Consider the following 20803-nt stretch of genomic DNA (forward strand, 5'->3'; position numbering starts at 1 on the left):
TCCAGCCAATGAAAAGCGAGGTGTCCATGCTAGAAAAAAACCGCAAGCATTTGCTGCCGACCTTTTACCCCGTTTAAGAAGTAACTGCGGTCTGAAGCGCCTGCGATTATTGAATCTGCCGAATGCTCGCGCACCTCTTGTCACCCTTCTTCACAGGTGGGATACAGCAAGCCTGCCGCAGACTTTTATCGCTTGTGCATCCCCTTTTGACGGAGATACCTCATGCTCGCCCAACAACGCATCGACTATGAATATCGCCCCATGACCGCAGACGATGTCGGCCATGCGCATAACCTGTCGCTGGACCTGAAATGGCCCCATCGCCTGGAAGACTGGGCCATGCTGCAACGTGTCGCCCAAGGCTTTGTCGCGATTCACAATGGCAGGCTGATCGGCAGCGCATTTGCCTGTCATCAAGGCGACTATTCCACTATCGGGCTGGTGATCGTCAGCGATGACTATCAGGGCAAGGGTGTGGGCCGCAAACTGATGGAAATGGCGGTGGGCAGCGTCGCGCCACGCACTGCCATCCTCAATGCCACACTGGCCGGAGCGCCGCTGTACGCCAAGATGGGCTTTGTCAGCTTTGGCGAGATCGAGCAACGCCAGGGCCAGGCGCAACTGCCGCCGCCAACGGCATTGAAAACCGGCGAACACTGCCGCTCGTTGACCGATGCCGACAAGCCACACCTGCTGAAACTGGCCAATGCCGGTAGCGGCCTGGATCGTACCGTCACGCTGGGCGACGTCCTGAACAACGTTGAACATGCGGTGGGTATCGAGCGTGACGGCCAGCTTCAAGCCTTCGCCGTCATGCGGCCCTTTGGCCGTGGCTTGTGTATTGGTCCGGTTATCGCCCAGGACGTCGAACAGGCCAGACACATGATCGAGCAACTGCTGGCCAAGGTGCCTTATGCCTTTGTGCGTATCGACATTCCGGTGGACAGCGGCCTGCCGCAATGGCTGGAAGAAGCCGGGCTCAAGCGCGTGGACAACGTCACCTGCATGAGCATGGGTGCCGTGCCCCAGCCATCACAAGGCGTTCGTCAGTTTGCCCTCATCACTCAGGCCATCGGCTAGCTTTGCGGAGATTGCACCTCATGTCACACGCCACTGCCTTGTTGCTGGCCCATGCCGATAACAGCCCTGTAGACACCGAATTCACCAGCGGCCCATTGAGCCCGAACGACCCGTTTGGCCAAGGCCGCCGCACTGCCTTCATCGATGAGCAGGGCATTGCTGCCGGGGTCGTGCTCCTCAGCGAATCGTTGAGCGTGCAGGCTTATCCCTACACCGAAATGCTGGTGGTCCATCGCGGGACAATTACCCTGCGCTCGGGCGACGACAGCATCCTTCTCAGCGTTGGCGAAAGCGCGGTGATTGGCCGCGGCACGGCGCTGCACATCGAAGCCCAACCGAACAGCCTGTGGGCGTTCTGCGCCGCCACCCAGGCCGCAGGCCCGGACAAACCCGGCCTGACCCTGATTGACCGGTGCGCCCAGCTCACGCCGTCAGCGCCACCGGAAGCCGGGATCCTGATCGGCCCGATGCCGCAATGCCGCAGCAACAACCTGTTTGAAGACACCGCCAGCAGCTTGCGCATCGGCGTCTGGGATTCCACCCCTTACGAGCGTTTCGCCCGCCCGCACAAGATCCATGAGCTGATGCACCTGATCGAAGGCAGCGTGGAGTTACATCTGGAGAACGGCCCGACCTTGAACGTCAAACCCGGCGATAGCGTATTCGTGGCCCAGGGCGTTCCCTGCAAGTGGACCAGCAAGGTTTATGTACGCAAGTTTTATGCGGTGACCTGAAACTAACAAGCCTGCGCTCTTTACCCTGATCAAGAGCGCAGCAGCAACCGGTGAAACAAAAAATTCTTATTACTTTATTTCTTCAGGAAACTATCTTATTGGCTACCGCTTTTGTATTGGCCATGATACAAACGCCATCATGGAAAGAAAGGGATGTTGAATCCTATATCAACGTCAGCACAGGGAAATGTGCATGTTTCGTGGCCCGCCGTTTTACCTCAGCACTTTTCCCGCCTCTAAATCCATACCTGTAGCAACATGAAAAAACCGGCGTAACTGCGGGCCACCGCTTTAGTTTTTCATACAACAACACAACAAGAAGTTGACACTTTTTCTCAAGGAGCTTTACCTGTATGAAATTTTCCAGACTGCTGCTGTCTTCCGTTGCATTCACTGCCATGACTGTTGCGGCAACAGCGCATGCCGGCCCACCGGTTACTGTTACATTCAAGAACCTGGGCACTGCACCGGCCGAATACAAGGTGGTTACCACCAATGAATCCTCGACCAAGCTGAATGCAAAATCGCCGATCGCTCCGGTTGTCGAGGCTGGCGCCAGCAACACGTATGTCGTGCAAAGCACCATCTCGCCTGACGCCGGTTATGCCAGCGTGCGTTACGCCATTGGCAACAAGGTCTGTGTATTTTCCACGACCTTCACCAACATCATTTCGACAGGCGGGGTCAAAGTACCTAAATGGACCCGCACAGCAACCCCTAGCGGTGGCGCCGTCTGCACCGCGACCTCGGGTGTGACCAACCTGTCCACCTACGCCTGGGCCGCTGAATTCACCATGAAGTAAGGCTGTAAGCGTGTGCATCAGCACCTGATGCACACGCTGCCGCGATATAAAGCTAAAGCCTGCAGTTCGCCTGCCGACACACTGGTGACAGAACCATGGATAGGGTCCGCGCTGCGAGGATGCACATATGATCGATACCAATTCCATCTCGGCTTTTCTTGCCAGCAACACGATCAAGACCGTCGCCAAAACGGCTTCCGTCGTGACGGAGAGTGTCGATCCGAAAACCCTGACTGCCGCCAGCCCGAACGCCGACAGTGCGACTCTTTCAACCCTGGCCAAACAGCTGAATGATAGCGCGGCTCGCGCCGAGTCTCGCGACTCGACGGTCAACACCAGGGATCTGGGTAAGCAGGGCCTCGGCATCATTTATAAAGTCGCGGGCACTGAATACCACGAGAACCGGAAGATCCACGATGCCGAAGTTCCGGATACCAATGATCCCGAACTACTGGAAAGAGCCAGGCAGGCAACCCAATTCAAGAACGGAACCGGGGCAAACCCGTTTGCCGGTCTGTCTCAGGATCAGTTGAGACTCATCATCTACGATGAAAGCGGTGACTTCACTGTCAATGAACGAAGTGCTGCCTTTTCCGAAAACTATGCCCAGGAAGAAGTATGGAACAGGGCAATGGCGAAAAAGTATGTAGATGAATACAACGAAACCGGCAAAAGCACCAATACACTGATCGAGATGCTTGCGCATTACAACGAGCTTCCCCCGATTGAAAAGGCTCAATATCCCGCCAACTATGTAGCCAGCCTGACTTCTGGCGACAGTAATGCGCTGGACATATTCAACCAGCAGGCAAACCGTAGTTCTGCTCAAGCCGAGAATAGTCTGAAGTCTTGATGAGTTGTCATGCATAAGAATCGGCGCACTCATGAACACTTAAGCGCTGACGAAGACGACGCCACGTATTATGTGCGGCAGCGTAACCCGGCGAGCGCTTCAACGTTCTACCGCAATGTAGGGGTCCTGCTGATACTCATCGGCGCGGTCGGCTATGGTGTGTTTTATTACAACAACACACTCAGCCCCATTGCAGGCAAGCCTGCGGCACCTGAAATTCATGGAATCAACGAACCCGCGAACCTTCCTGTCTTGCCGCCGATGACCTCCTCTGCACAACAGCCTCAGCCATTGGCCGATTGCATAGGCCCGGACAACCTCATCAACGAAGCTGTGGCCACCTGCCGCTTTGGCCAGCTCCCCAAAACCACCCGCAACCCCGATGCCAGAGGCATGGTGTCTGAACGGTATATGGCGCAATACAAGGCTGATCAGCAAAAACCGCAAACCGCACATACCAGGATGCAAAGCATCGAATGGGCAACCGTTGCGCAATGGGACAGGAAACGCACTTATCGCGCACTCTGGAGCATCACCGATAACCGTATCGACGGCAGCAGCGTGTGCAGCAACTGGCGCAAGGGCTCGATTGAATATCGCGAGTGCCGCAAAGGCGCGAAAGTGTATTTCAGGGAACAATGCAAAAGCTGGGGCAAGCAGTGGGACAGAGCTCATGCTGATTCAAGCAGAGCCGCGCAGCAACGCTATTGCAGTGCCGGAGAAGGGTTCAATCCGCTTGGGTGAACCCCTCTCATAACCACTGTAGGAGCGCGCTTGCCCGGCGCATCAACCTTTCAGCTTTCGCCCAAGAAAATCGCTGATGTAGCCGGCAACCTCCGCTGCATGGGTTTCCAGCGCAAAGTGCCCGGCGTCCAGCAAATGCACTTCGGCAGTCGGAATATCCTTGCGGTATGCCTCGGCTCCCGGCGGGATGAAGGCTGGATCATGCTTGCCCCAGACCGCCAGCAAGGGCGGCTGATACTGGCGCAAATACTGCTGGAAAGCCGGATAGGCCGCCACGTTGCTGCGGTAGTCGAGAATCAGGTCGAGCTGGATTTCCTCTGCACCCGGCCGCGCCATATAAAATATGTCGAGGTTGTACCCGTCTGGCGACAGCTTCTTCAGATCGGCACCCGTGCCGTATTGCCAGTCACGAATCGTTTCCGGCGACAGCGAGGCACGGCAGGCTTCGCGGTTGGCCGCTGTCGGTTCACGCCAATAGGCTTGCCACGGCCCCCATTGATCGCTGAAGCCTTCCATGTAGGCGTTGCCGTTCTGGCTGATGATTGCCGTAACCTTTTCCGGATTGGCGGCCGCCAGACGCAAGCCGGTAGGTGCGCCGTAGTCGAAGATGTAAAGGCTGTACTTGTCCAGTTTCAGCGCTTCGGTGAAACCTTCGATCACCTTGTAGAGATTTTCAAAGGTGTAATCGAACTGCCCGCGCGGCGGGGCCTTGGTGTTGCCGAAGCCCGGCAGGTCTGGCGCAATCAGGCGGTACTGGCTAGCCAGTAGCGGCATCAGGTCACGGAACATGTGGCTGGAGGTCGGGAAACCGTGCAACAGCAGCAACACCGGCGCATCCTTGCGGCCAGCCTCGCGATAGAACACTTCGACATCGCCCACTTTCTGCGTGTTGAACCTGATGCGCGCAGTATCGTCAGTCGGCACCGCCTTTCCCTTGGCTACCGAACCGCTGCCGGAAAAATCGACTGCGCTTGCTGACGACGCGGCCAGCGCAGAAGCGGCACCCAGCGCAGAGGCCAGCAGCACTTTACGCCGGCTGACTTCAAATGCGGCATCGCCAGTGGCGGCCGCAAATGGATCGGAATGGTTCATGGTGAAACCTCGAACAGGGAAATAGTGAGGTTCATACTAGGCATTGCAGCATGTGCCGAGAATCACCACACTCATCAATTGACCATTGCAGTTATTGCAACGCTGCCCGGCGTTTCCAGGCATATTTCAGCCATCAGGTTGATCATCAGCGTCAGGAAGCCTATGGATCGCATTCAGGAAATGGCCCTTTTCGTCGCGGTGGGTGAGCAAGCCAGCTTCGCCAGTGTGGCTCGTCATTTCGGCTTATCTACCGCGACGGTCACGCGGGCCATCGCACAACTGGAAAGTCGCCTGGGGATTCTGCTGGTCGTGCGCACCACACGCAGCCTGCGGCTCACAGAAGCCGGGCAACGTTTTGCCATGGATTGCCGTCGCTTGCTTGCGGACCTCAATGAGGCCGAAAGCACGGCAGCCGGTGTGCACGCCACTCCCAGCGGCTTGCTGACCGTAACGGCGCCACAGATGTTCGGCGCATTGCATGTCACCCCGGTATTGACCCGCTTCCTCAGCCAGCACCCGGCCGTGGAGGTGCGCGCCATTCTCGAAGATCGAGTCGTGTCCATGCTGGATGAAGGAGTCGATGTGGCCGTACGCATCGGCGCCCTGCCCGACTCCTCGCTGACGGCGATCCCGGTAGGCAGCGTGCGACGCATGGTCTGCGCATCACCCGCCTACCTGGCCGCACATGGCAGCCCGCGACATCCGGACGACTTGCAACTGCACTCGACCATTTCAACCTCCGCCTCCGAACGCCCGCACAAATGGCCTTTTCGGGTCGATGGGCGTGACTACTCGGTGGACGTCGGCTCCAGGCTGCGCCTGACCTCCTTCAATGCCGCCATTCGCGCTGCGCTGCACGATGGAGGATTGACCCAGGTGCCGTCCTATCAGGTCAACGAGTATCTGGACGACGGAAGCCTCGAATACGTGCTGGAAGCTTTCGAGATCCCCCCGGAGCCGGTGCATGTGGTCTATCCGGAAGGACGCCGTGGCTCTTCCAAGGTACGTTCGTTTGTGGATTTTTGCGTCGAAAGCCTGCGCAAGGACCTGCATTTTCGCGGATGAATCCGCTCCCACACACAATTCCGTGGGAGCGGATTCATCCGCGAAAAACTCAGGCAGCAACCTCGGCACTCTCCAGTGAACGCTCGACCAGAGCATGGGCCATCTCGATCAGGTACATCACCGAAAACGCCAGGTCACGCTTCTGGCCATCTAGCTAGTCACCGGTTTCGTACGCGGCAGCCGATGCGCAACGCAAGAGGTCAGAAACGCGCAGAAGGGTTTCTTCGAGCTGGATGGGTGGATCGGGGGTTATTTTTAGCATTGCGATTTCTCCCGCTGATTGGTCGGAGCCATCGTTTGCCGTTCTCACACGGCAAAGGGTGGCAACTGTGTACAGGGTGAGAAACCGGACAGCAGGACCCCGGCCAGACCGAAGTCTGCCTGCACACAGCCGCCATGAAACGTACGCCAAAATAGACGACGCACTGACGAGACAATGTGCCTGCTAAAAGAACGGGTTCTCACACCCGGTCGCTGATTTTGCAGCGACCGCCGCAGACTAGTTCCCGAATTTGGCAGGCACAAGCGGGTTGGATTGTCAGGGAAGTTTCGTGCAGAAGATACGGATCGGTCCTTCGGAATCGTCACATTTCTTGTGGGCAGTTCACTGACCGAGTGGGAGCGGATTCATCCGCGAAAGGCCGCACCGCAAAACAAAAAACCGCCCCGAAGGGCGGTTTTCCGTACAACAGGTCCGTATTACAACTTCGGACCCGCAGCCTTGATTGCGTCGCTCACGTCGAACTTCTTGAAGTTCTCGATGAACAGGCCAGCCAGGCCTTTGGCCGCTTCATCGTAGGCAGCCTTGTCAGCCCAGGTGTTGCGCGGGTTCAGCAGGACGGTTTCAACGCCTGGTACCAGCTTCGGTACGTCGAGGTTGATGGTGTCCAGGTGCTCGGTTTCGGCACCGATCAACGCGCCGCTCTGGATCGCTGCAATCACGCCACGAGTGGTCGGGATGTTGAAGCGTTTGCCAACGCCGTAGCCGCCGCCGGTCCAGCCGGTGTTGACCAGGTAGACCTTGGAACCGAAGCCGCGGATGCGCTTGATCAGCAGCTCTGCGTATTCGCCAGCCGGACGCGGGAAGAACGGTGCGCCGAAGCAGGTGGAGAAGGTGGACTTGATGCCAGCGCCCGAACCCATTTCAGTGGAGCCAACCAGAGCGGTGTAGCCCGACAGGAAGTGGTAGGCCGCTTGTTCTTCGCTGAGGATCGACACAGGTGGCAGCACGCCGGTCAGGTCGCAGGTCAGGAAGATCACAGCGTTCGGCTCGCCGCCCAGGTTCAGCGGTGCGCGTTTTTCGATCAGTTCACGCGGGTAGGCTGCGCGGCTGTTCTGGGTCAGGCTGTCGTCGGCGTAGTCGGCTTTCTTGGTAGCCGGGTCCAGAACGACGTTTTCCAGTACTGCGCCGTGCTGGATGGCTTTCCAGATTACAGGCTCGTTCTTCTCGGACAGGTCGATGCACTTGGCATAGCAGCCGCCTTCGATGTTGAACACCACGCCCACGCCCCAGCCGTGTTCGTCGTCGCCGATCAGGTAGCGGCTTTCGTCAGCGGACAGGGTGGTCTTGCCGGTGCCGGACAGGCCGAAGAACAGGGTCACGTCGCCCTCTTCGCCCATGTTGGCAGCGCAGTGCATCGGCAGAACGTCGACTGCTGGCAGCAGGAAGTTCTGTACCGAGAACAGGGCTTTCTTCATTTCGCCGGCATAGCGCATGCCAGCGATCAGCACTTTCTTGGCCGCGAAGTTGATGATGACGGTGCCGTCGGAGTTGGTGCCGTCACGCTCTGGTTCGCAGACGAACCATGGTGCGTTCTGGATCTGCCACTCGTCCTTGCCAGCCGGGTTGTACTGCTCAGGGTTGATGAACAGGCAACGGCCAAACAGGTTGTGCCACGCAGTCTCGGTGGTCATCTTCACTGGCAGGTAGTGCGCAGGATCGGAACCTACATGGACGTGGGAGACAAAACGCTCACGCTCGCTCAGGTAGGCCGCAACGCGATCCCACAGGGCATCGAACTTGTCAGCCGGGAACTTGCGGTTGATCGGGCCCCAGGCAATTGCGTCCTGAGTGCTCGGCTCTTCAACGATGAAACGGTCTGCTGGCGAACGACCAGTGCGATGGCCAGTTTGCACAACCAGTGCGCCGGTGTCGGAAAGCTCGCCTTCACCACGGGCAAGGGCTTCCTTGACCAGTTCGTCGATGCTCAGATCGGTGTACACAGCGTTGTTTGCTTGCGTCATCAGGGTCCCCGTCGGCCAGTGGCCGAGTGCTTCAAACGGTTTTGTAGTAAAAAAACAACCACTACTACAGCGGAAAAGTGGCCGGGATTATGCCAGAAAAGCCCAAAAATGGTAGGACCCTCCTGTCAGAACCGCATTACGACCGCCCACACGATGTTCTGAGACAGTTTCGCCAGCGTTTAGTGGCGCGTGTCAGATGGAGAATCGACACCACCGCCAGCAAACAGCTGGGCGACGTCAGCGGCATCGAACAAATAGCGCTCATTGCAGAACTGGCAATCGATCTCGATCGTGCCGTCATGCTCCTGAACCAGTTGCTGCGCATCCTCCAGACCGAGACTGACCAGAGCATTGGCAGAACGTTCGCGTGAGCAACTGCAACGGAAGCAGATAGGCTGGATATCGAACAGGCGAACCGGGTCTTCGTGGTACAGGCGATGCAGGATGGTCGCGTTGTCCAGCCCCAGCATTTCCTCGGCCGAAAGGGTGTTGGCCAGGGTGATCACGTGCTCCCAGCTGGCGTCGCGCTCTTCGGGATCGGTGATCTGCGCCACGGGAAGTTGCTGCAACAGCAGGCCACGAGCGCGATGCCCGTCAGCCTTGAGCCAGAAGCGCGTGCCCAGCTGTTCGGACATCACGAAATAGCTGGAGAGGCTTTCCGAAAGGTCGACGCCATCCAGGGCCACGATGCCCTGATAACGCTTGCCCTTGCGCGGGTCCACGGTCAGGGTCAGCGAGCCATCGGGCATCAGGTCTTGCAGGCCGGCGCCGGGCACGATCAGCGATTCGTCGTAGCGGGCAATGCCGCGCAATTCGCGCTCACTGGAGCACTCGACCATCAGCAACGGTACGGCGCCGCTGGAGCGCGCCTGCAGAATCAGCAACCCATCGAATTTCAGTGTGCCGACCAGCAGGGCCGCAGCCGCCATCAACTCGCCGAGCAGTTGTGCGACCGGTTCCGGGTAAGGATGTTTGGCAAGCACTTCGGCGTAGCTGCGCTCCAGCGCGACCAGTTCTCCACGAACGTCGCTTTCGTCAAAGATAAAGCGCTGGGTGAAGTCGATGTCCGGAAAATCATGCATAAGAAGAAAGGTATCTCAGGGGATGACAATTGATGGCAGTCGGCTTGAACACCGTTGAGCATCCATGGATGCACTCTGCCATACCGTTGCAGGCATTTTATGGGCTCGGCGGTCCTCTTCCAAGCCGCATGGCGATTCGGGCTGATTACTGGCGCGCCTTGAATCAATCGTTGTGACTGCTGCCACGAAACTCGAACAGTTGCCGGCGCTGTTTCTTGGTCGGTCGCCCATCGGTGGTGACGCCCAGGTTACCCGCCTTGCGTTGCGCGGCAGCCTGCTCGCGTCTGGCAATGCTGTCCGGGGTTTCGCTATATAGCGTTTGCGCCTCGGGCGCGCCGCGGCGCACGACGGACAAGGCCTCGACCACTACAGTGCGCTCGTCGAAGCCGGTGCGAACCAGAATCTGGTCACCGATATGCGGCTCCTTACCCGGCTTGCAGCGTTCGCCACGACAATGCACCTTGCCGCTTTCTATTGCGGCCTTGGCCAGCGCCCGGGTCTTGAAAAAGCGCGCCGCCCAAAGCCATTTGTCCAGACGAACCTTGTCATCGTCTTCTTCGGTTTTTTTGGCCATTTGAATTCCTCATTCCTGAAACAGTCAGAACCTCCAGGCTCAGTATAAAAGTGACTGCATGCGGTCGCCGATCTTCGTACATCCCCCGGACATGAAGCAATCGATCCTTGCCTGTCATGGCAGGTCAGTGCGACTTTGTTCTCACACTCACAATGGAAGTGCGCCATGACAGATTTTCCAGCCTCATTGACTGCGCCCAGAAAGGGCTGCGAAGGCTGCACAGGCAGTCCCGCGCTGGATTTCTCGTTCGAGTTCGCCTACCAGCCGATCGTGGATCTGCGCGATCAATCGATCTTCGCCCATGAGGCGCTGGTCAGAGGTTCCAACGGCGAGAGCGCCTATTCAGTCCTGAGCAAGGTGACGGACAGCAACCGTTATCGCTTCGATCAGGGTTGCCGCACCAAGGCCATTGCTGGCGCGGCGCAACTGGGGATGACCGAACGTTTATCGATCAACTTTCTGCCCAATGCCGTATATCGTCCCGAGCTGTGTATTCGCAGTACGCTGGAGGCGGCACGGGAGCACAATTTCCCGCTGGAACGCCTGATTTTCGAGACGCTCGAAAACGAGCATGTAGATAACTATGGCCATTTGAGCAATATTCTGCGCGAATATCGCGAATTCGGTTTCATGACGGCCATCGACGATTTTGGCGCCGGTTATTCCGGGCTGACACTGCTGGCCAATTTCCAGCCCGACCTGATAAAACTCGACATGGATTTGATCCGCAATATCCATCTGGATCGTGCACGTCAGGCTATCGTTCGTGGTGTTGTCACAATGTGTGTGGAGTTGGGGGTTACAGTGATCGCCGAGGGCATCGAACATGCCGAAGAGCGGGACTTTCTCGCTGACTGCGGAATTTTCCTGATGCAAGGCTACTGGTTCGCCCGGCCTGCGTTCAAAGCACTGGCCCAGGTTGATCCTGGTGTCTGGCAGAAGTCTTGAGCCTATGGAATCGCCTTGAAGACATTCGATCATCTGACAGTTATCGGCCTGCGCGAGTGGGTGGCGCTACCCGATCTGGGGGTAGCCGGCCTGCGGGCAAAAATCGATACCGGGGCAAGCACTTCAAGCCTGCATGCCACCGAGATCGAACCTTTTGAACGCGATGGCCAGAAATGGGTTCGTTTCAACGCTCACCTGGGTACCGTGGTTCAGTTGCGCCATCGCCGCTGCGAAGCGCAACTGGTGGCCATGAAGACCATCAAAAGCTCCAACGGCCAGGCGCAGGTGCGCTATGTGATTCGCACCACGCTGGCCCTGGGTGATCGCATATGGCCCGTGGAATTCACGCTGGCCTGCCGCAAGTCGATGCGTTATCGACTGCTATTGGGTTCCAACGCCTTGATCGACGGCCAGCTGGTGGTCAATCCGGGCATAACTTACGTTCAAGACAAGCCGGTGTTCCCGGCCTCTACTTCCTCAGGTGCTGCATGAAGATCGCTGTGCTTTCGCGTAACCCGCGTCTGTATTCCACCCGTCGTCTGGTCGAAGCTGGTATCGAGCGTGGCCATGAGATGGTGGTGATCGACACCTTGCGCGCCTATATGAACATCGCCAGCCACAAGCCGCAGATCCATTATCGTGGCAAGCCGCTGGAAGGCTTCGACGCGGTCATTCCGCGGATCGGCGCTTCGGTAACGTTCTATGGCTGTGCGGTGTTGCGCCAGTTTGAAATGATGGGCGTGTTTCCGCTCAACGAGTCGGTAGCCATTGCCCGTTCACGGGACAAGCTGCGCTCGCTGCAATTACTGTCACGCCGTGGAATCGGCTTGCCGGTCACCGGCTTCGCCCACTCGCCGGACGATATTCCCGACCTGATCCAGATGGTCAACGGCGCGCCGCTGGTCATCAAGGTGCTCGAAGGCACCCAGGGCATCGGTGTGGTGCTCTGTGAAACGGCGACGGCTGCCGAATCGGTGATCGAAGCCTTCATGGGCCTCAAGCAGGACATCATGGTCCAGGAGTACATAAAGGAAGCGGGTGGCGCGGATATCCGCTGCTTCGTGGTCGGCGACAAGGTCATCGCCTCGATGAAGCGTCAGGCAAAACCGGGAGAATTCCGTTCCAACCTGCATCGCGGCGGCAGTGCCAGCCTGATCAAGATCACTCCGCAGGAACGCATGACTGCCTTGCGGGCTGCCAAGGTCATGGGCCTGAGTGTCGCGGGGGTCGATATTCTGCGCTCCAACCATGGTCCGCTGGTGATGGAGGTGAACTCCTCGCCAGGCCTGGAAGGTATTGAGGTGACGACCAGCAAGGATGTGGCCGGGATGATCATCGAGTATCTGGAAAAAAACAGCGGGCCGCATATGACGCGGACCAAAGGCAAAGGGTGACCAGTAGGAGCGAATTCATTCGCGATGCTTCGCGAATAAATTCGCTCCTACACACACAAAAAAGCGCCTCTGGAGGCGCTTTTTCTGTTTACTGCACAGTCGGCGTTTCGCCCGCTTCCTGCATGCGTTGCAGCTCTTGAGCGTACAGCGCATCGAAGTTCACCGGAGACAGCATCAGCGCCGGGAACGAACCACGAACAACCAGGTTGTCGATCGCTTCGCGAGCGTACGGGAACAGGATGTTCGGGCAGAACGCGCCCAGAGTGTGGCTCAGGGAAGAGTCGTCCAGGCCCTTGATCAGGAAGATACCGGCTTGCTGGACTTCAACGATGAAGGCAACTTCGTCACCGTTGTTGACGGTCACGGACAGGGTCAGCACGACTTCGTAGAAATCGCCTTCCAGCTGCTTCTGACGGGTGTTGAGGTCCAGGCTGACGCTTGGGGTCCACTCCTGGCGGAAAATGGCAGGGCTTTTTGGCGCTTCAAACGACAGGTCGCGAACATAAATACGTTGCAAGGAAAACTGAGGGGAGTTTTCTTCGTTGGTAACGCCGTTGGTCGATTGCTCGGTCATGTCGAATCCTTATGAAAAATAGGGTGTGAAGTTGAACTCAGCTTTCCAGTAACTGGTCGAGCTTGCCTGCACGCTCAAGGGCAAAAAGGTCATCGCAGCCGCCGACATGGCTGGAACCGATCCAGATCTGCGGAACAGAGGTGCGACCGGCCTTTGCAACCATTTCGGCGCGAACCTGCGGTTTGCCATCGACTCTGATCTCGTTGAAGGCAACCCGCTTGCTTTGCAGCAACTGCTTGGCACGCGTGCAATAAGGGCAATAGTCGCTGGAGTAGACGATGACTTCGGGCATTTATTTCACCAGAGGCAAATTATCGGAGCGCCAGCTGGAAATACCGCCAGACAGTTTGGCCGCCTTGAAACCCGACTTGAGAAGCTCGCGGGCTGTACTGCCTGCATGCTGCCCGAATGCATCGACTATGATCAATGTCTTGTCCTTGTGTTTCTGCAGTTCGGCAGTGCGAGTCAGCACTTTGTCCTGCGGAAAGTTCAGGGAGCCGACGATATGACCTGTCGCAAAATCCTTGGTGGAGCGCACGTCGATAACCACGGCCTGCTCGCTGTTGACCAGCGCGGTCAGCTCGCGAGAGCTCAGGCTGCGACCGCCCTTGCTCAATTCATAGGCAATCAACAGGGCCAGCAGGATGACGAAAGCGCCGGTGATCAGGTAGTGGTTAGTGGCGAATTCAAGCAGATGAGCAACCATCGGTAGGTTCCAGGGCGTTAAAATGTCGGCCAGTATACACAGCACCCATGGTGGGCCAAAGTCCGCACGGCAGTGACGCCGTTTGAACTTGCCCCTAAAATGCGGATCTTTTTTGTACTTTCTTCAACCAGCCTCGAGTGGGTTCTATGACTGCCACGCCAAAACCTCTGGTCCTTATCATCCTGGATGGCTTCGGACACAGCGAAAACCCTGAAGGCAACGCCATTCTGGCCGCCAAGATGCCAGTCATGGAGCGCCTCTACAAAACCATGCCCCACGGCCTGATTTCAGGCTCGGGCATGGATGTGGGCCTGCCGGACGGACAGATGGGCAACTCCGAAGTCGGCCATATGAACCTGGGCGCCGGGCGTGTGGTTTATCAGGACTTCACTCGGGTGACCAAATCCATTCGCGACGGCGAGTTCTTTGAAAACCCGATCATCTGCAATGCCGTGGACAAGGCGGTAAGCGCTGGCAAGGCCGTGCATATCATGGGCCTGCTGTCCGACGGCGGCGTGCACAGCCATCAGGATCACCTGGTGGCCATGGCCGAGCTGGCGGTAAAGCGTGGCGCCGACAAGATCTACCTGCACGCCTTCCTCGATGGTCGCGATACGCCGCCACGCAGTGCGAAAGGCGCGCTTGAGCTGATGGACGAAGCCTTCGCCCGTCTGGGCAAGGGCCGCACCGCGACGATCATCGGTCGTTACTTCGCCATGGACCGCGACAACCGCTGGGACCGCGTCTCCACCGCCTACAACCTGATTGTCGACAGCACCGCCGAGTTCCAGGCAGAGTCCGGCGTTGCCGGCCTGGAAGCCGCCTATGCACGCGACGAGAACGACGAATTCGTCAAGGCCACGCGCATTGGTGAGCCGGTCAGGGTCGAAGACGGCGATGCCGTGGTGTTCATGAACTTCCGCGCCGACCGTGCCCGCGAGCTGACCCGCGTTTTCGTCGAAGACGATTTCAAGGACTTCGAGCGTGCCCGTCAGCCGAAGGTCAATTACGTGATGCTGACCCAGTACGCCGCCAGCATTCCCGCGCCCTCGGCATTTGCGGCCGGCAGCCTGAAGAACGTGCTGGGCCAGTTCCTGGCCGATAACGGCAAGACGCAACTGCGCATCGCCGAAACCGAGAAGTACGCCCACGTCACTTTCTTCTTCTCCGGCGGCCGCGAAGAGCCGTTCCCGGGCGAAGAACGCATTCTGATTCCATCGCCAAAAGTCGCCACCTACGACCTGCAGCCGGAAATGAGCGCCCCGGAAGTCACCGACAAGATTGTCGACGCCATCGAAAACCAGCGTTACGACGTGATTGTCGTCAACTACGCCAACGGTGACATGGTTGGCCACAGCGGCGTCATGTCGGCGGCAATCAAGGCCGTGGAGTGCCTGGACCTGTGCGTCGGCCGCATCACCGAAGCCCTGGCCAAGGTCGGCGGCGAAGCGCTGATTACCGCAGACCACGGCAACGTCGAGCAGATGACCGACGACTCGACAGGCCAGGCTCACACTGCCCACACCTCCGAGCCGGTACCGTTCATTTATTTCGGCAAACGCCCGCTGAAAGTCCGCGAAGGTGGAGTGCTGGCCGACGTTGCGCCGACCATGCTGCAACTGCTGGATCTGGAAAAACCGCAGGAAATGACCGGTCACTCGATTCTGGTTGCGGAGTAAAGGCTCTGAACCGGCATTTCGATATCAGCAAATGCCGGTTTTTTATGTATCAAGCCCCAAAGCAGTGGCTGCGGGGCGTTTTTTTTGTGTCGCATGGCGGGCATACTAGGCCTGTCATTTTTTCTCACAATTCCTCGGTATCGCCCACCCTCATGCTTCGCGCCTTGATCGCCCTTGCTCTGATTTGCCTGCTCAATCCGGCGTTCGCCGATGACGAGCGTGCGCAAACCCAAAAACAGATAGACGCTGCGCGTCAGGACGTTGCCGAACTGCAAAAAGTCCTGGGCAAACTCCAGGAAGAGAAAGCGGGAGTCCAGAAGGACCTTCGCAGCACAGAAACCGAAATGGGTAAGCTGGAAAAGCAGGTCGAGGTCCTGCAAAAAGAACTAAAAAAGACCGAAAGCGAGCTCCAGCGGCTCGACAGTGAGAAAAAAAAACTCAACAGCGCCCGCGCTGAACAGCAACACCTGATTGCCATCCAGGCTCGTGCGGCCTACCAGAGCGGTCGCCAGGAATACCTGAAACTGCTGCTCAACCAGCAGAACCCCGAGAAGTTCGCCCGGACCCTCACCTATTACGACTACATCAGCCAGGCCCGGTTGACTCAGTTGAACAATTTCAATGAAACCCTGCGCCAGCTGGCCGGTGTCGAGAAGGACATCGACCTGCAGCAGGCCCAGTTGCTGGTGCAGAAGAGCACGCTGGAAAGCCAGGGCGAAGAACTCGCCAAGGTGCGCCAGGAACGCCAGCAGGCGCTGGCCAGGCTCAATCAGGACTACAAGGCGCGCGACCAGAAGATGCAGGCGCGCCAGCAGGATCAGGCCGATCTGGGCAAGGTCCTGAAAACCATCGAAGAAACCCTCGCCCGTCAGGCCCGCGAAGCCGAGGAAGCACGGCAGAAAGCCCTGGTTGCCGCCCGTGAAGCCGAAGAGCAGCGCCAGCGGGCCGCCAGCAGCAGCCGAAATAATGATGAACCCACGCCAAAGCGGCCAGTCAAAGCCCCCGGCACCATGGTTTCCAGCGCAGGCACGTCCTACGGTGGCGCTTTTGCAGAGGCAAGGGGAAAACTTCCATGGCCAATCGATGGTCGATTGCTTGCACGTTTCGGCGAAGCTCGTGGGGATGATGAGCGGACCAAGTGGGACGGCGTGATGATCAGTGCCGCCGCCGGGAGCAAGGTACATGCCGTGCATGGTGGTCGCGTGGTTTTCGCTGACTGGTTGCGCGGCGCGGGCCTTCTGGTCATTCTCGACCATGGCAACGGCTATCTTAGTCTGTATGGTCACAACCAGAGCCTGCTCAAGGCGGCCGGAGACATCGTCAAGGCCGGAGAGGCAATATCCACCGTAGGCAATAGCGGCGGTCAAGACACATCAGCGTTGTATTTTGCTATTCGTCAGCAGGGTCGCCCCAGCGATCCAGCCCAATGGTGCCGCACTCAAGGATAAGTCGGTGCCAATATCTGTAGGAGTTCGTTAGACATGCTGCATTTGTCCCGCCTCACCTCGCTGACCCTGGCTATCGCCATCGTTATCGGCGCGCCTCTGGCGCAAGCAGCCGAGCAAGTCACGCCAGCACCGGCAGCCGCCGCGCCCGCCAATGCCAAGGCGCCCTTGCCGCTTGAAGAGCTGCGCACCTTTGCCGAGGTCATGGACCGGGTCAAGGCCGCGTATGTCGAGCCGGTAGACGACAAGACCCTGCTGGAAAACGCCATCAAGGGCATGCTCAGCAACCTGGACCCGCACTCGGCCTATCTGGGCCCGGAAGACTTCCAGGAGCTGCAGGAAAGCACCAGCGGCGAGTTCGGCGGACTGGGCATCGAAGTTGGCGTCGAGGACGGTTTCGTCAAGGTGGTTTCGCCCATCGACGACACTCCGGCGTCCAAGGCCGGCATCGAGGCAGGCGACCTGATCGTCAAGATCAACGGCGCGCCGACCCAGGGTCAGACCATGCAGGAAGCGGTCGACAAGATGCGCGGCAAGATCGGCGAAAAGATCACCCTCACGCTGGTACGCGATGGCGGCACGCCGTTCGACGTGACGCTGGCGCGGGCAACCATTCAGGTCAAGAGCGTCAAGGCGCAGATGCTGGAAAACGGCTACGGCTATATCCGCATCACCCAGTTCCAGGTCAAGTCGGGCGACGAAGTCGGCAAGGCACTGGCCAAGCTGCGCAAGGACAACGGCAAGAAGATGAGCGGTCTGATTCTCGACCTGCGCAACAACCCGGGCGGCGTGCTGCAATCGGCCGTGGCGGTAGCGGATCACTTCCTGACCAAGGGCCTGATCGTCTACACCAAGGGCCGTATCGCCAACTCCGAACTGCGCTTCTCCGCCGATCCGGCCGACGCCAGCGAAGGCGTGCCTCTGGTGGTGCTGATCAACGGCGGCAGCGCCTCGGCTTCCGAGATTGTCGCCGGTGCCCTGCAAGACCAGAAACGCGCCATCCTGATGGGCACTGACAGCTTCGGTAAAGGCTCGGTGCAAACCGTGCTGCCGCTGAACAACGACCGCGCCCTGAAGATCACCACTGCGCTGTATTACACGCCCAACGGCCGCTCGATCCAGGCGCAGGGCATCAACCCGGACATCGTGGTTCGTCGCGCCAAGGTCACCAATGAAGCGGACGGTGAAAACTACAAGGAAGCCGACCTGTTCGGCCACCTGGGCAATGGCAACGGCGGTGCCGACAAGCCGACCGTAAAAGGCGGCGCAGCGGCCAAGGTCCGTCCGCAGGATGAAGACTACCAGCTCAATCAGGCCCTCAGCCTGCTCAAAGGCCTGAGTATCACCCGCGGCAATTAAGGCATGCGCTTTCTCACATGCCTGTGGCTGGCTCTCTCGCTGACCGGCGCTGCTCATGCGGCGCCGGACAGCGAGCAGGCCGGCAAGCCGTCAGCCATCTATCTGAGCCTGATCATCGATGATCTGGGCCAGAACCCTGCCCGCGACAGTCGCACCCTCGCCCTGCCCGGCCCGGTAACGCTGGCGATCATGCCCGACACACCACATGCCAGCGAGTTTGCCCGGCAGGCACATGCTGCCGGCAAGACGGTCATGCTGCATATGCCGATGGATCCGGCGACCGGCCCGTACGCCTGGCATCCCGAGCTGCCGCTGCCGGAGCTTGAAAAGCGCCTGGGCGCCGCGCTGCTCAAGGTTCCTTATGCGGCAGGCATCAATAACCACATGGGCAGCCGCATGACCAGCGAGCCGGTGGCCATGAGCTGGCTCATGGAAGAGTTGCAGCGGCGGCATATGTTCTTCGTCGACAGCCGCACCAGCGCCAAAACCGTGGCCGCCGCCCAGGCGCAACGTATCGGCCTGGCCAGCGTGTCCCGCGATGTCTTCCTGGACGACGAGCGCACCGCCGAGGCCATTACCCGGCAATTGCAGATCGCGATCAAACTGGCCCACAAGCAAGGATCGGTGGTGATCATCGGCCATCCTTATCCGGTCACGCTGGATGTTCTGGAGCGCGAGCTACCCAAGCTCAAGGCGCAGGGCATCGAGTGGATCGAACTGCGACACATGATCAGCATCAGGGGCAATAAAGCCATGGCCGGACACGGCAAGGAAGGCGTATACCGCTGAGCCGTTTCGATTTTTCGCCCTGCGCTGTAGGCTCTGCCTGCTTTGCCTGTCTCCCCTTCCGACTGCCTTGATAACCGCATCAGCCCCCGTTTAAAGGGATTGATCTGTGTAACTGTTATCAAGGAAGAATCATGAGTTTCAAAGTTTTCGCTGGCGCGTGCTGCGTCGCCAGCCTGCTGCAACTGTCCGCGCATGCCCAGAGCGCAACCCGGGACCCGGATGAGGGCCTGCTCGCGCTTTCGTCGTCCAGGGTCCTGTATAACGCCGACGGACAGAATGCCCGCTGGAACGGCATCGGTCGTATCAAGAGCCGCAAGGGCTCACATTGCACGGCGACCCTGATCGATACCCGCAGCCCCGACAGCCCGGCCGATGCACCTGCCTACCTGGTCACAAACGGTCACTGCATTTCCAGAAAGAACGGCCGCATCATCACTGACGCCCCCATCGACGGGACTATCCAGTTCAACTTCTTCACCGACAGCACCGCTCTCAGCTATCCGCTCAAACGGGTTCGCTGGAGCAGCATGCAAGGCGTCGATCTGGCGATTGTCGAGCTACAGACCACGCTCGATGCTCTGATTGCCGACGGCATCCAGCCACTGCGGCTGGCCAGCCAGCTCCCGGAGGAAGGCCGCGCCATCCTGTCGATTGGCGCGCCAATGTTTGCAGGCACCGGCCATCTGCGCATGGCCGCCTGTACCCATCAGTATTCCGGGGCAATCATGCAGCAGCCTTGGGTCTGGCGGCATACGGTCAGGAATCAGTGCCAGGATATAAGCGTCGGCTCGTCCGGCAGCCCTCTGCTGACCCGTGACACCCATGAGGTTTTCGCGGTGCTGAACCTCACCAACCAGCCATCTCCCGAAGACTCGGCGCTTGAAGATGAGGTGACGCTTCCTCCCGGCTTCCCGCTTCAGGTTGCCGGTAGCAACTATGGCAGCCCGATCACGCTGCTCAATGAATGCTTTGTCGATGGCCTGTTCAATCCCGATCCCGTGCATTGCAGCCTGTTCCCGACGTTTACCATCACCTTTGCCACACAGCCCAGGCAATACGCAAAAATCCGGCTGGATGCCGAGGGCAGGGAGATTTATCCGCGCTGGAACGTGCAGTTCGCCGTGGACCAACCCTTCTATCGCTACAAGAAGGTCGATCAGCCGCTGCAATGTGAAGATCCGGTGGGTTATGGCAACGCCACGGCTGCGCAGGACGCGCACATCGATGCACCTGTCGACGCACGGATCGGCATCAACTGGCTATGCATCATCGGTTTATCGGCACCCGAGGCGCGCCCCAGCCTGGGGATGATGCGCAACGCGCTGACGCTGGCGGTGGAACTGCAGGCTGCCGGACCGACAATCGCCCCACGCTTGCACATAGAGAAGAATCAATTCGGCACTTATGAAGTCCACTGGCTACATGACTCAAGCCAGATTGACCATTACACGGTCAAGATCGGCCCCGCCGCAACGACCGACTGTTCGGACCCGCAACGTTTCAAGAGGCGCCTGGGCAATCATCTGGTGTTACGCAAGAAATCACTGCCGGTGAAAATCTGTACCTACGCTCACGATGTCAACAATCAGCGCTCCAGCGTGCGCGAGGACATCGTCACCGCAAGTTGAGCAAGGCTAT

Annotated in this window: 21 protein-coding genes and 1 pseudogene; 14 read left to right on the forward strand and 8 right to left on the reverse strand. The window is 58.7% G+C overall.

The features are described 5' to 3' along the window. Window positions 1–222 precede the first annotated feature (222 nt). From ALQ04_RS21345 to ALQ04_RS21365, 5 genes are all read left to right on the forward strand, one after another. Complete coding sequence (locus tag ALQ04_RS21345) at window positions 223–1080, forward strand: GNAT family N-acetyltransferase (protein WP_122317714.1); 858 nt, start codon at window positions 223–225, stop codon at window positions 1078–1080. Between the two features lie 20 nt (window positions 1081–1100). Next, window positions 1101–1814: a cupin domain-containing protein gene (locus tag ALQ04_RS21350; RefSeq protein WP_122317715.1), complete on the forward strand. Its 714-nt coding sequence runs from the start codon at window positions 1101–1103 to the stop codon at window positions 1812–1814. 353 nt (window positions 1815–2167) lie between these two features. Then, entirely contained in the window at window positions 2168–2617 is a 450-nt protein-coding gene (locus ALQ04_RS21355) for a hypothetical protein (RefSeq protein ID WP_122317716.1), read from the forward strand. 127 nt (window positions 2618–2744) lie between these two features. Continuing rightward, the gene (locus ALQ04_RS21360; RefSeq protein ID WP_122317717.1) at window positions 2745–3470 is read left to right on the forward strand and encodes a hypothetical protein; all 726 of its coding nucleotides are present in this window, start codon (window positions 2745–2747) and stop codon (window positions 3468–3470) included. Between the two features lie 9 nt (window positions 3471–3479). Then, window positions 3480–4214 carry a hypothetical protein gene (locus tag ALQ04_RS21365; protein ID WP_122317718.1) on the forward strand — a complete coding sequence of 245 codons (735 nt, stop codon included), beginning with the start codon at window positions 3480–3482 and terminating at the stop codon, window positions 4212–4214. 42 nt (window positions 4215–4256) lie between these two features. On the opposite strand, the gene ALQ04_RS21370 is transcribed toward ALQ04_RS21365, so the two are convergent. Then, the gene (locus tag ALQ04_RS21370; protein ID WP_259645060.1) at window positions 4257–5306 is read right to left on the reverse strand and encodes an alpha/beta fold hydrolase; all 1050 of its coding nucleotides are present in this window, start codon (window positions 5304–5306) and stop codon (window positions 4257–4259) included. Window positions 5307–5468: 162 nt separating this feature from the next. Between ALQ04_RS21370 and ALQ04_RS21375 the strand changes: the two genes are divergently transcribed. Then, window positions 5469–6371: a LysR family transcriptional regulator gene (locus tag ALQ04_RS21375; protein WP_122317719.1), complete on the forward strand. Its 903-nt coding sequence runs from the start codon at window positions 5469–5471 to the stop codon at window positions 6369–6371. 49 nt (window positions 6372–6420) lie between these two features. Here the strand turns inward: ALQ04_RS21375 and ALQ04_RS27730 are convergent. The 4 genes and pseudogenes from ALQ04_RS27730 to ALQ04_RS21395 form a co-directional block, all read right to left on the reverse strand. Beyond that, a pseudogene (locus ALQ04_RS27730) lies at window positions 6421–6513 on the reverse strand (hypothetical protein); the annotation flags it as partial. A gap of 557 nt (window positions 6514–7070) precedes the next feature. Next, window positions 7071–8615 carry a phosphoenolpyruvate carboxykinase gene (locus ALQ04_RS21385; RefSeq protein WP_122317720.1) on the reverse strand — a complete coding sequence of 515 codons (1545 nt, stop codon included), beginning with the start codon at window positions 8613–8615 and terminating at the stop codon, window positions 7071–7073. A 179-nt stretch (window positions 8616–8794) separates the two neighbouring features. Beyond that, a complete protein-coding gene (gene hslO, locus ALQ04_RS21390; RefSeq protein WP_122317721.1) occupies window positions 8795–9697 on the reverse strand; it encodes an Hsp33 family molecular chaperone HslO in 903 nt (300 codons plus the stop codon). A gap of 163 nt (window positions 9698–9860) precedes the next feature. Beyond that, on the reverse strand, window positions 9861–10271 hold the full coding sequence (locus ALQ04_RS21395) for an RNA-binding S4 domain-containing protein (protein ID WP_122317722.1): 411 nt from the start codon (window positions 10269–10271) through the stop codon (window positions 9861–9863). A gap of 165 nt (window positions 10272–10436) precedes the next feature. Between ALQ04_RS21395 and ALQ04_RS21400 the strand changes: the two genes are divergently transcribed. Genes ALQ04_RS21400 through rimK form a run of 3 tightly spaced genes read left to right on the forward strand, consistent with a single transcriptional unit; the run spans window position 10437 to window position 12613 of the window. Beyond that, window positions 10437–11219: an EAL domain-containing protein gene (locus tag ALQ04_RS21400; protein ID WP_122317723.1), complete on the forward strand. Its 783-nt coding sequence runs from the start codon at window positions 10437–10439 to the stop codon at window positions 11217–11219. Window positions 11220–11267: 48 nt separating this feature from the next. Next, complete coding sequence (locus tag ALQ04_RS21405) at window positions 11268–11711, forward strand: ATP-dependent zinc protease (RefSeq protein WP_175561834.1); 444 nt, start codon at window positions 11268–11270, stop codon at window positions 11709–11711. After that, complete coding sequence (rimK, locus tag ALQ04_RS21410) at window positions 11708–12613, forward strand: 30S ribosomal protein S6--L-glutamate ligase (RefSeq protein WP_025262428.1); 906 nt, start codon at window positions 11708–11710, stop codon at window positions 12611–12613. Before ALQ04_RS21405 ends, rimK begins: the two co-directional genes overlap by 4 nt. A gap of 88 nt (window positions 12614–12701) precedes the next feature. Here the strand turns inward: rimK and secB are convergent, their stop codons facing one another. The 3 genes from secB to ALQ04_RS21425 are packed head-to-tail and all read right to left on the reverse strand — an operon-like array spanning window position 12702 to window position 13893. Beyond that, complete coding sequence (secB, locus tag ALQ04_RS21415; RefSeq protein WP_122317724.1) at window positions 12702–13187, reverse strand: protein-export chaperone SecB; 486 nt, start codon at window positions 13185–13187, stop codon at window positions 12702–12704. A gap of 37 nt (window positions 13188–13224) precedes the next feature. Next, window positions 13225–13479, reverse strand: a complete 255-nt coding sequence (grxC, locus tag ALQ04_RS21420) for a glutaredoxin 3 (RefSeq protein ID WP_122317725.1) — start codon at window positions 13477–13479, stop codon at window positions 13225–13227. Continuing rightward, window positions 13480–13893 carry a rhodanese-like domain-containing protein gene (locus ALQ04_RS21425; protein ID WP_122317726.1) on the reverse strand — a complete coding sequence of 138 codons (414 nt, stop codon included), beginning with the start codon at window positions 13891–13893 and terminating at the stop codon, window positions 13480–13482. Window positions 13894–14039: 146 nt separating this feature from the next. On the opposite strand from ALQ04_RS21425, the gene gpmI reads away from it, so the two are divergent. From gpmI to ALQ04_RS21450, 5 genes are all read left to right on the forward strand, one after another. Further along, window positions 14040–15572 (forward strand): 2,3-bisphosphoglycerate-independent phosphoglycerate mutase, encoded by a 1533-nt coding sequence (gpmI, locus tag ALQ04_RS21430; protein WP_122317727.1) that lies wholly within the window; start codon window positions 14040–14042, stop codon window positions 15570–15572. Between the two features lie 152 nt (window positions 15573–15724). Further along, on the forward strand, window positions 15725–17020 hold the full coding sequence (locus ALQ04_RS21435; RefSeq protein ID WP_122317728.1) for a murein hydrolase activator EnvC: 1296 nt from the start codon (window positions 15725–15727) through the stop codon (window positions 17018–17020). A 33-nt stretch (window positions 17021–17053) separates the two neighbouring features. After that, the gene (locus ALQ04_RS21440; protein WP_122317729.1) at window positions 17054–18376 is read left to right on the forward strand and encodes a S41 family peptidase; all 1323 of its coding nucleotides are present in this window, start codon (window positions 17054–17056) and stop codon (window positions 18374–18376) included. Between the two features lie 3 nt (window positions 18377–18379). After that, a complete protein-coding gene (locus ALQ04_RS21445; RefSeq protein WP_122317730.1) occupies window positions 18380–19165 on the forward strand; it encodes a divergent polysaccharide deacetylase family protein in 786 nt (261 codons plus the stop codon). Between the two features lie 131 nt (window positions 19166–19296). Beyond that, entirely contained in the window at window positions 19297–20793 is a 1497-nt protein-coding gene (locus ALQ04_RS21450; RefSeq protein WP_122317731.1) for a serine protease, read from the forward strand. Window positions 20794–20803 lie beyond the last annotated feature (10 nt).

This window comes from Pseudomonas cichorii (assembly GCF_003700275.1).
Classification (GTDB): Bacteria; Pseudomonadota; Gammaproteobacteria; order Pseudomonadales; family Pseudomonadaceae; genus Aquipseudomonas; species Aquipseudomonas cichorii_B.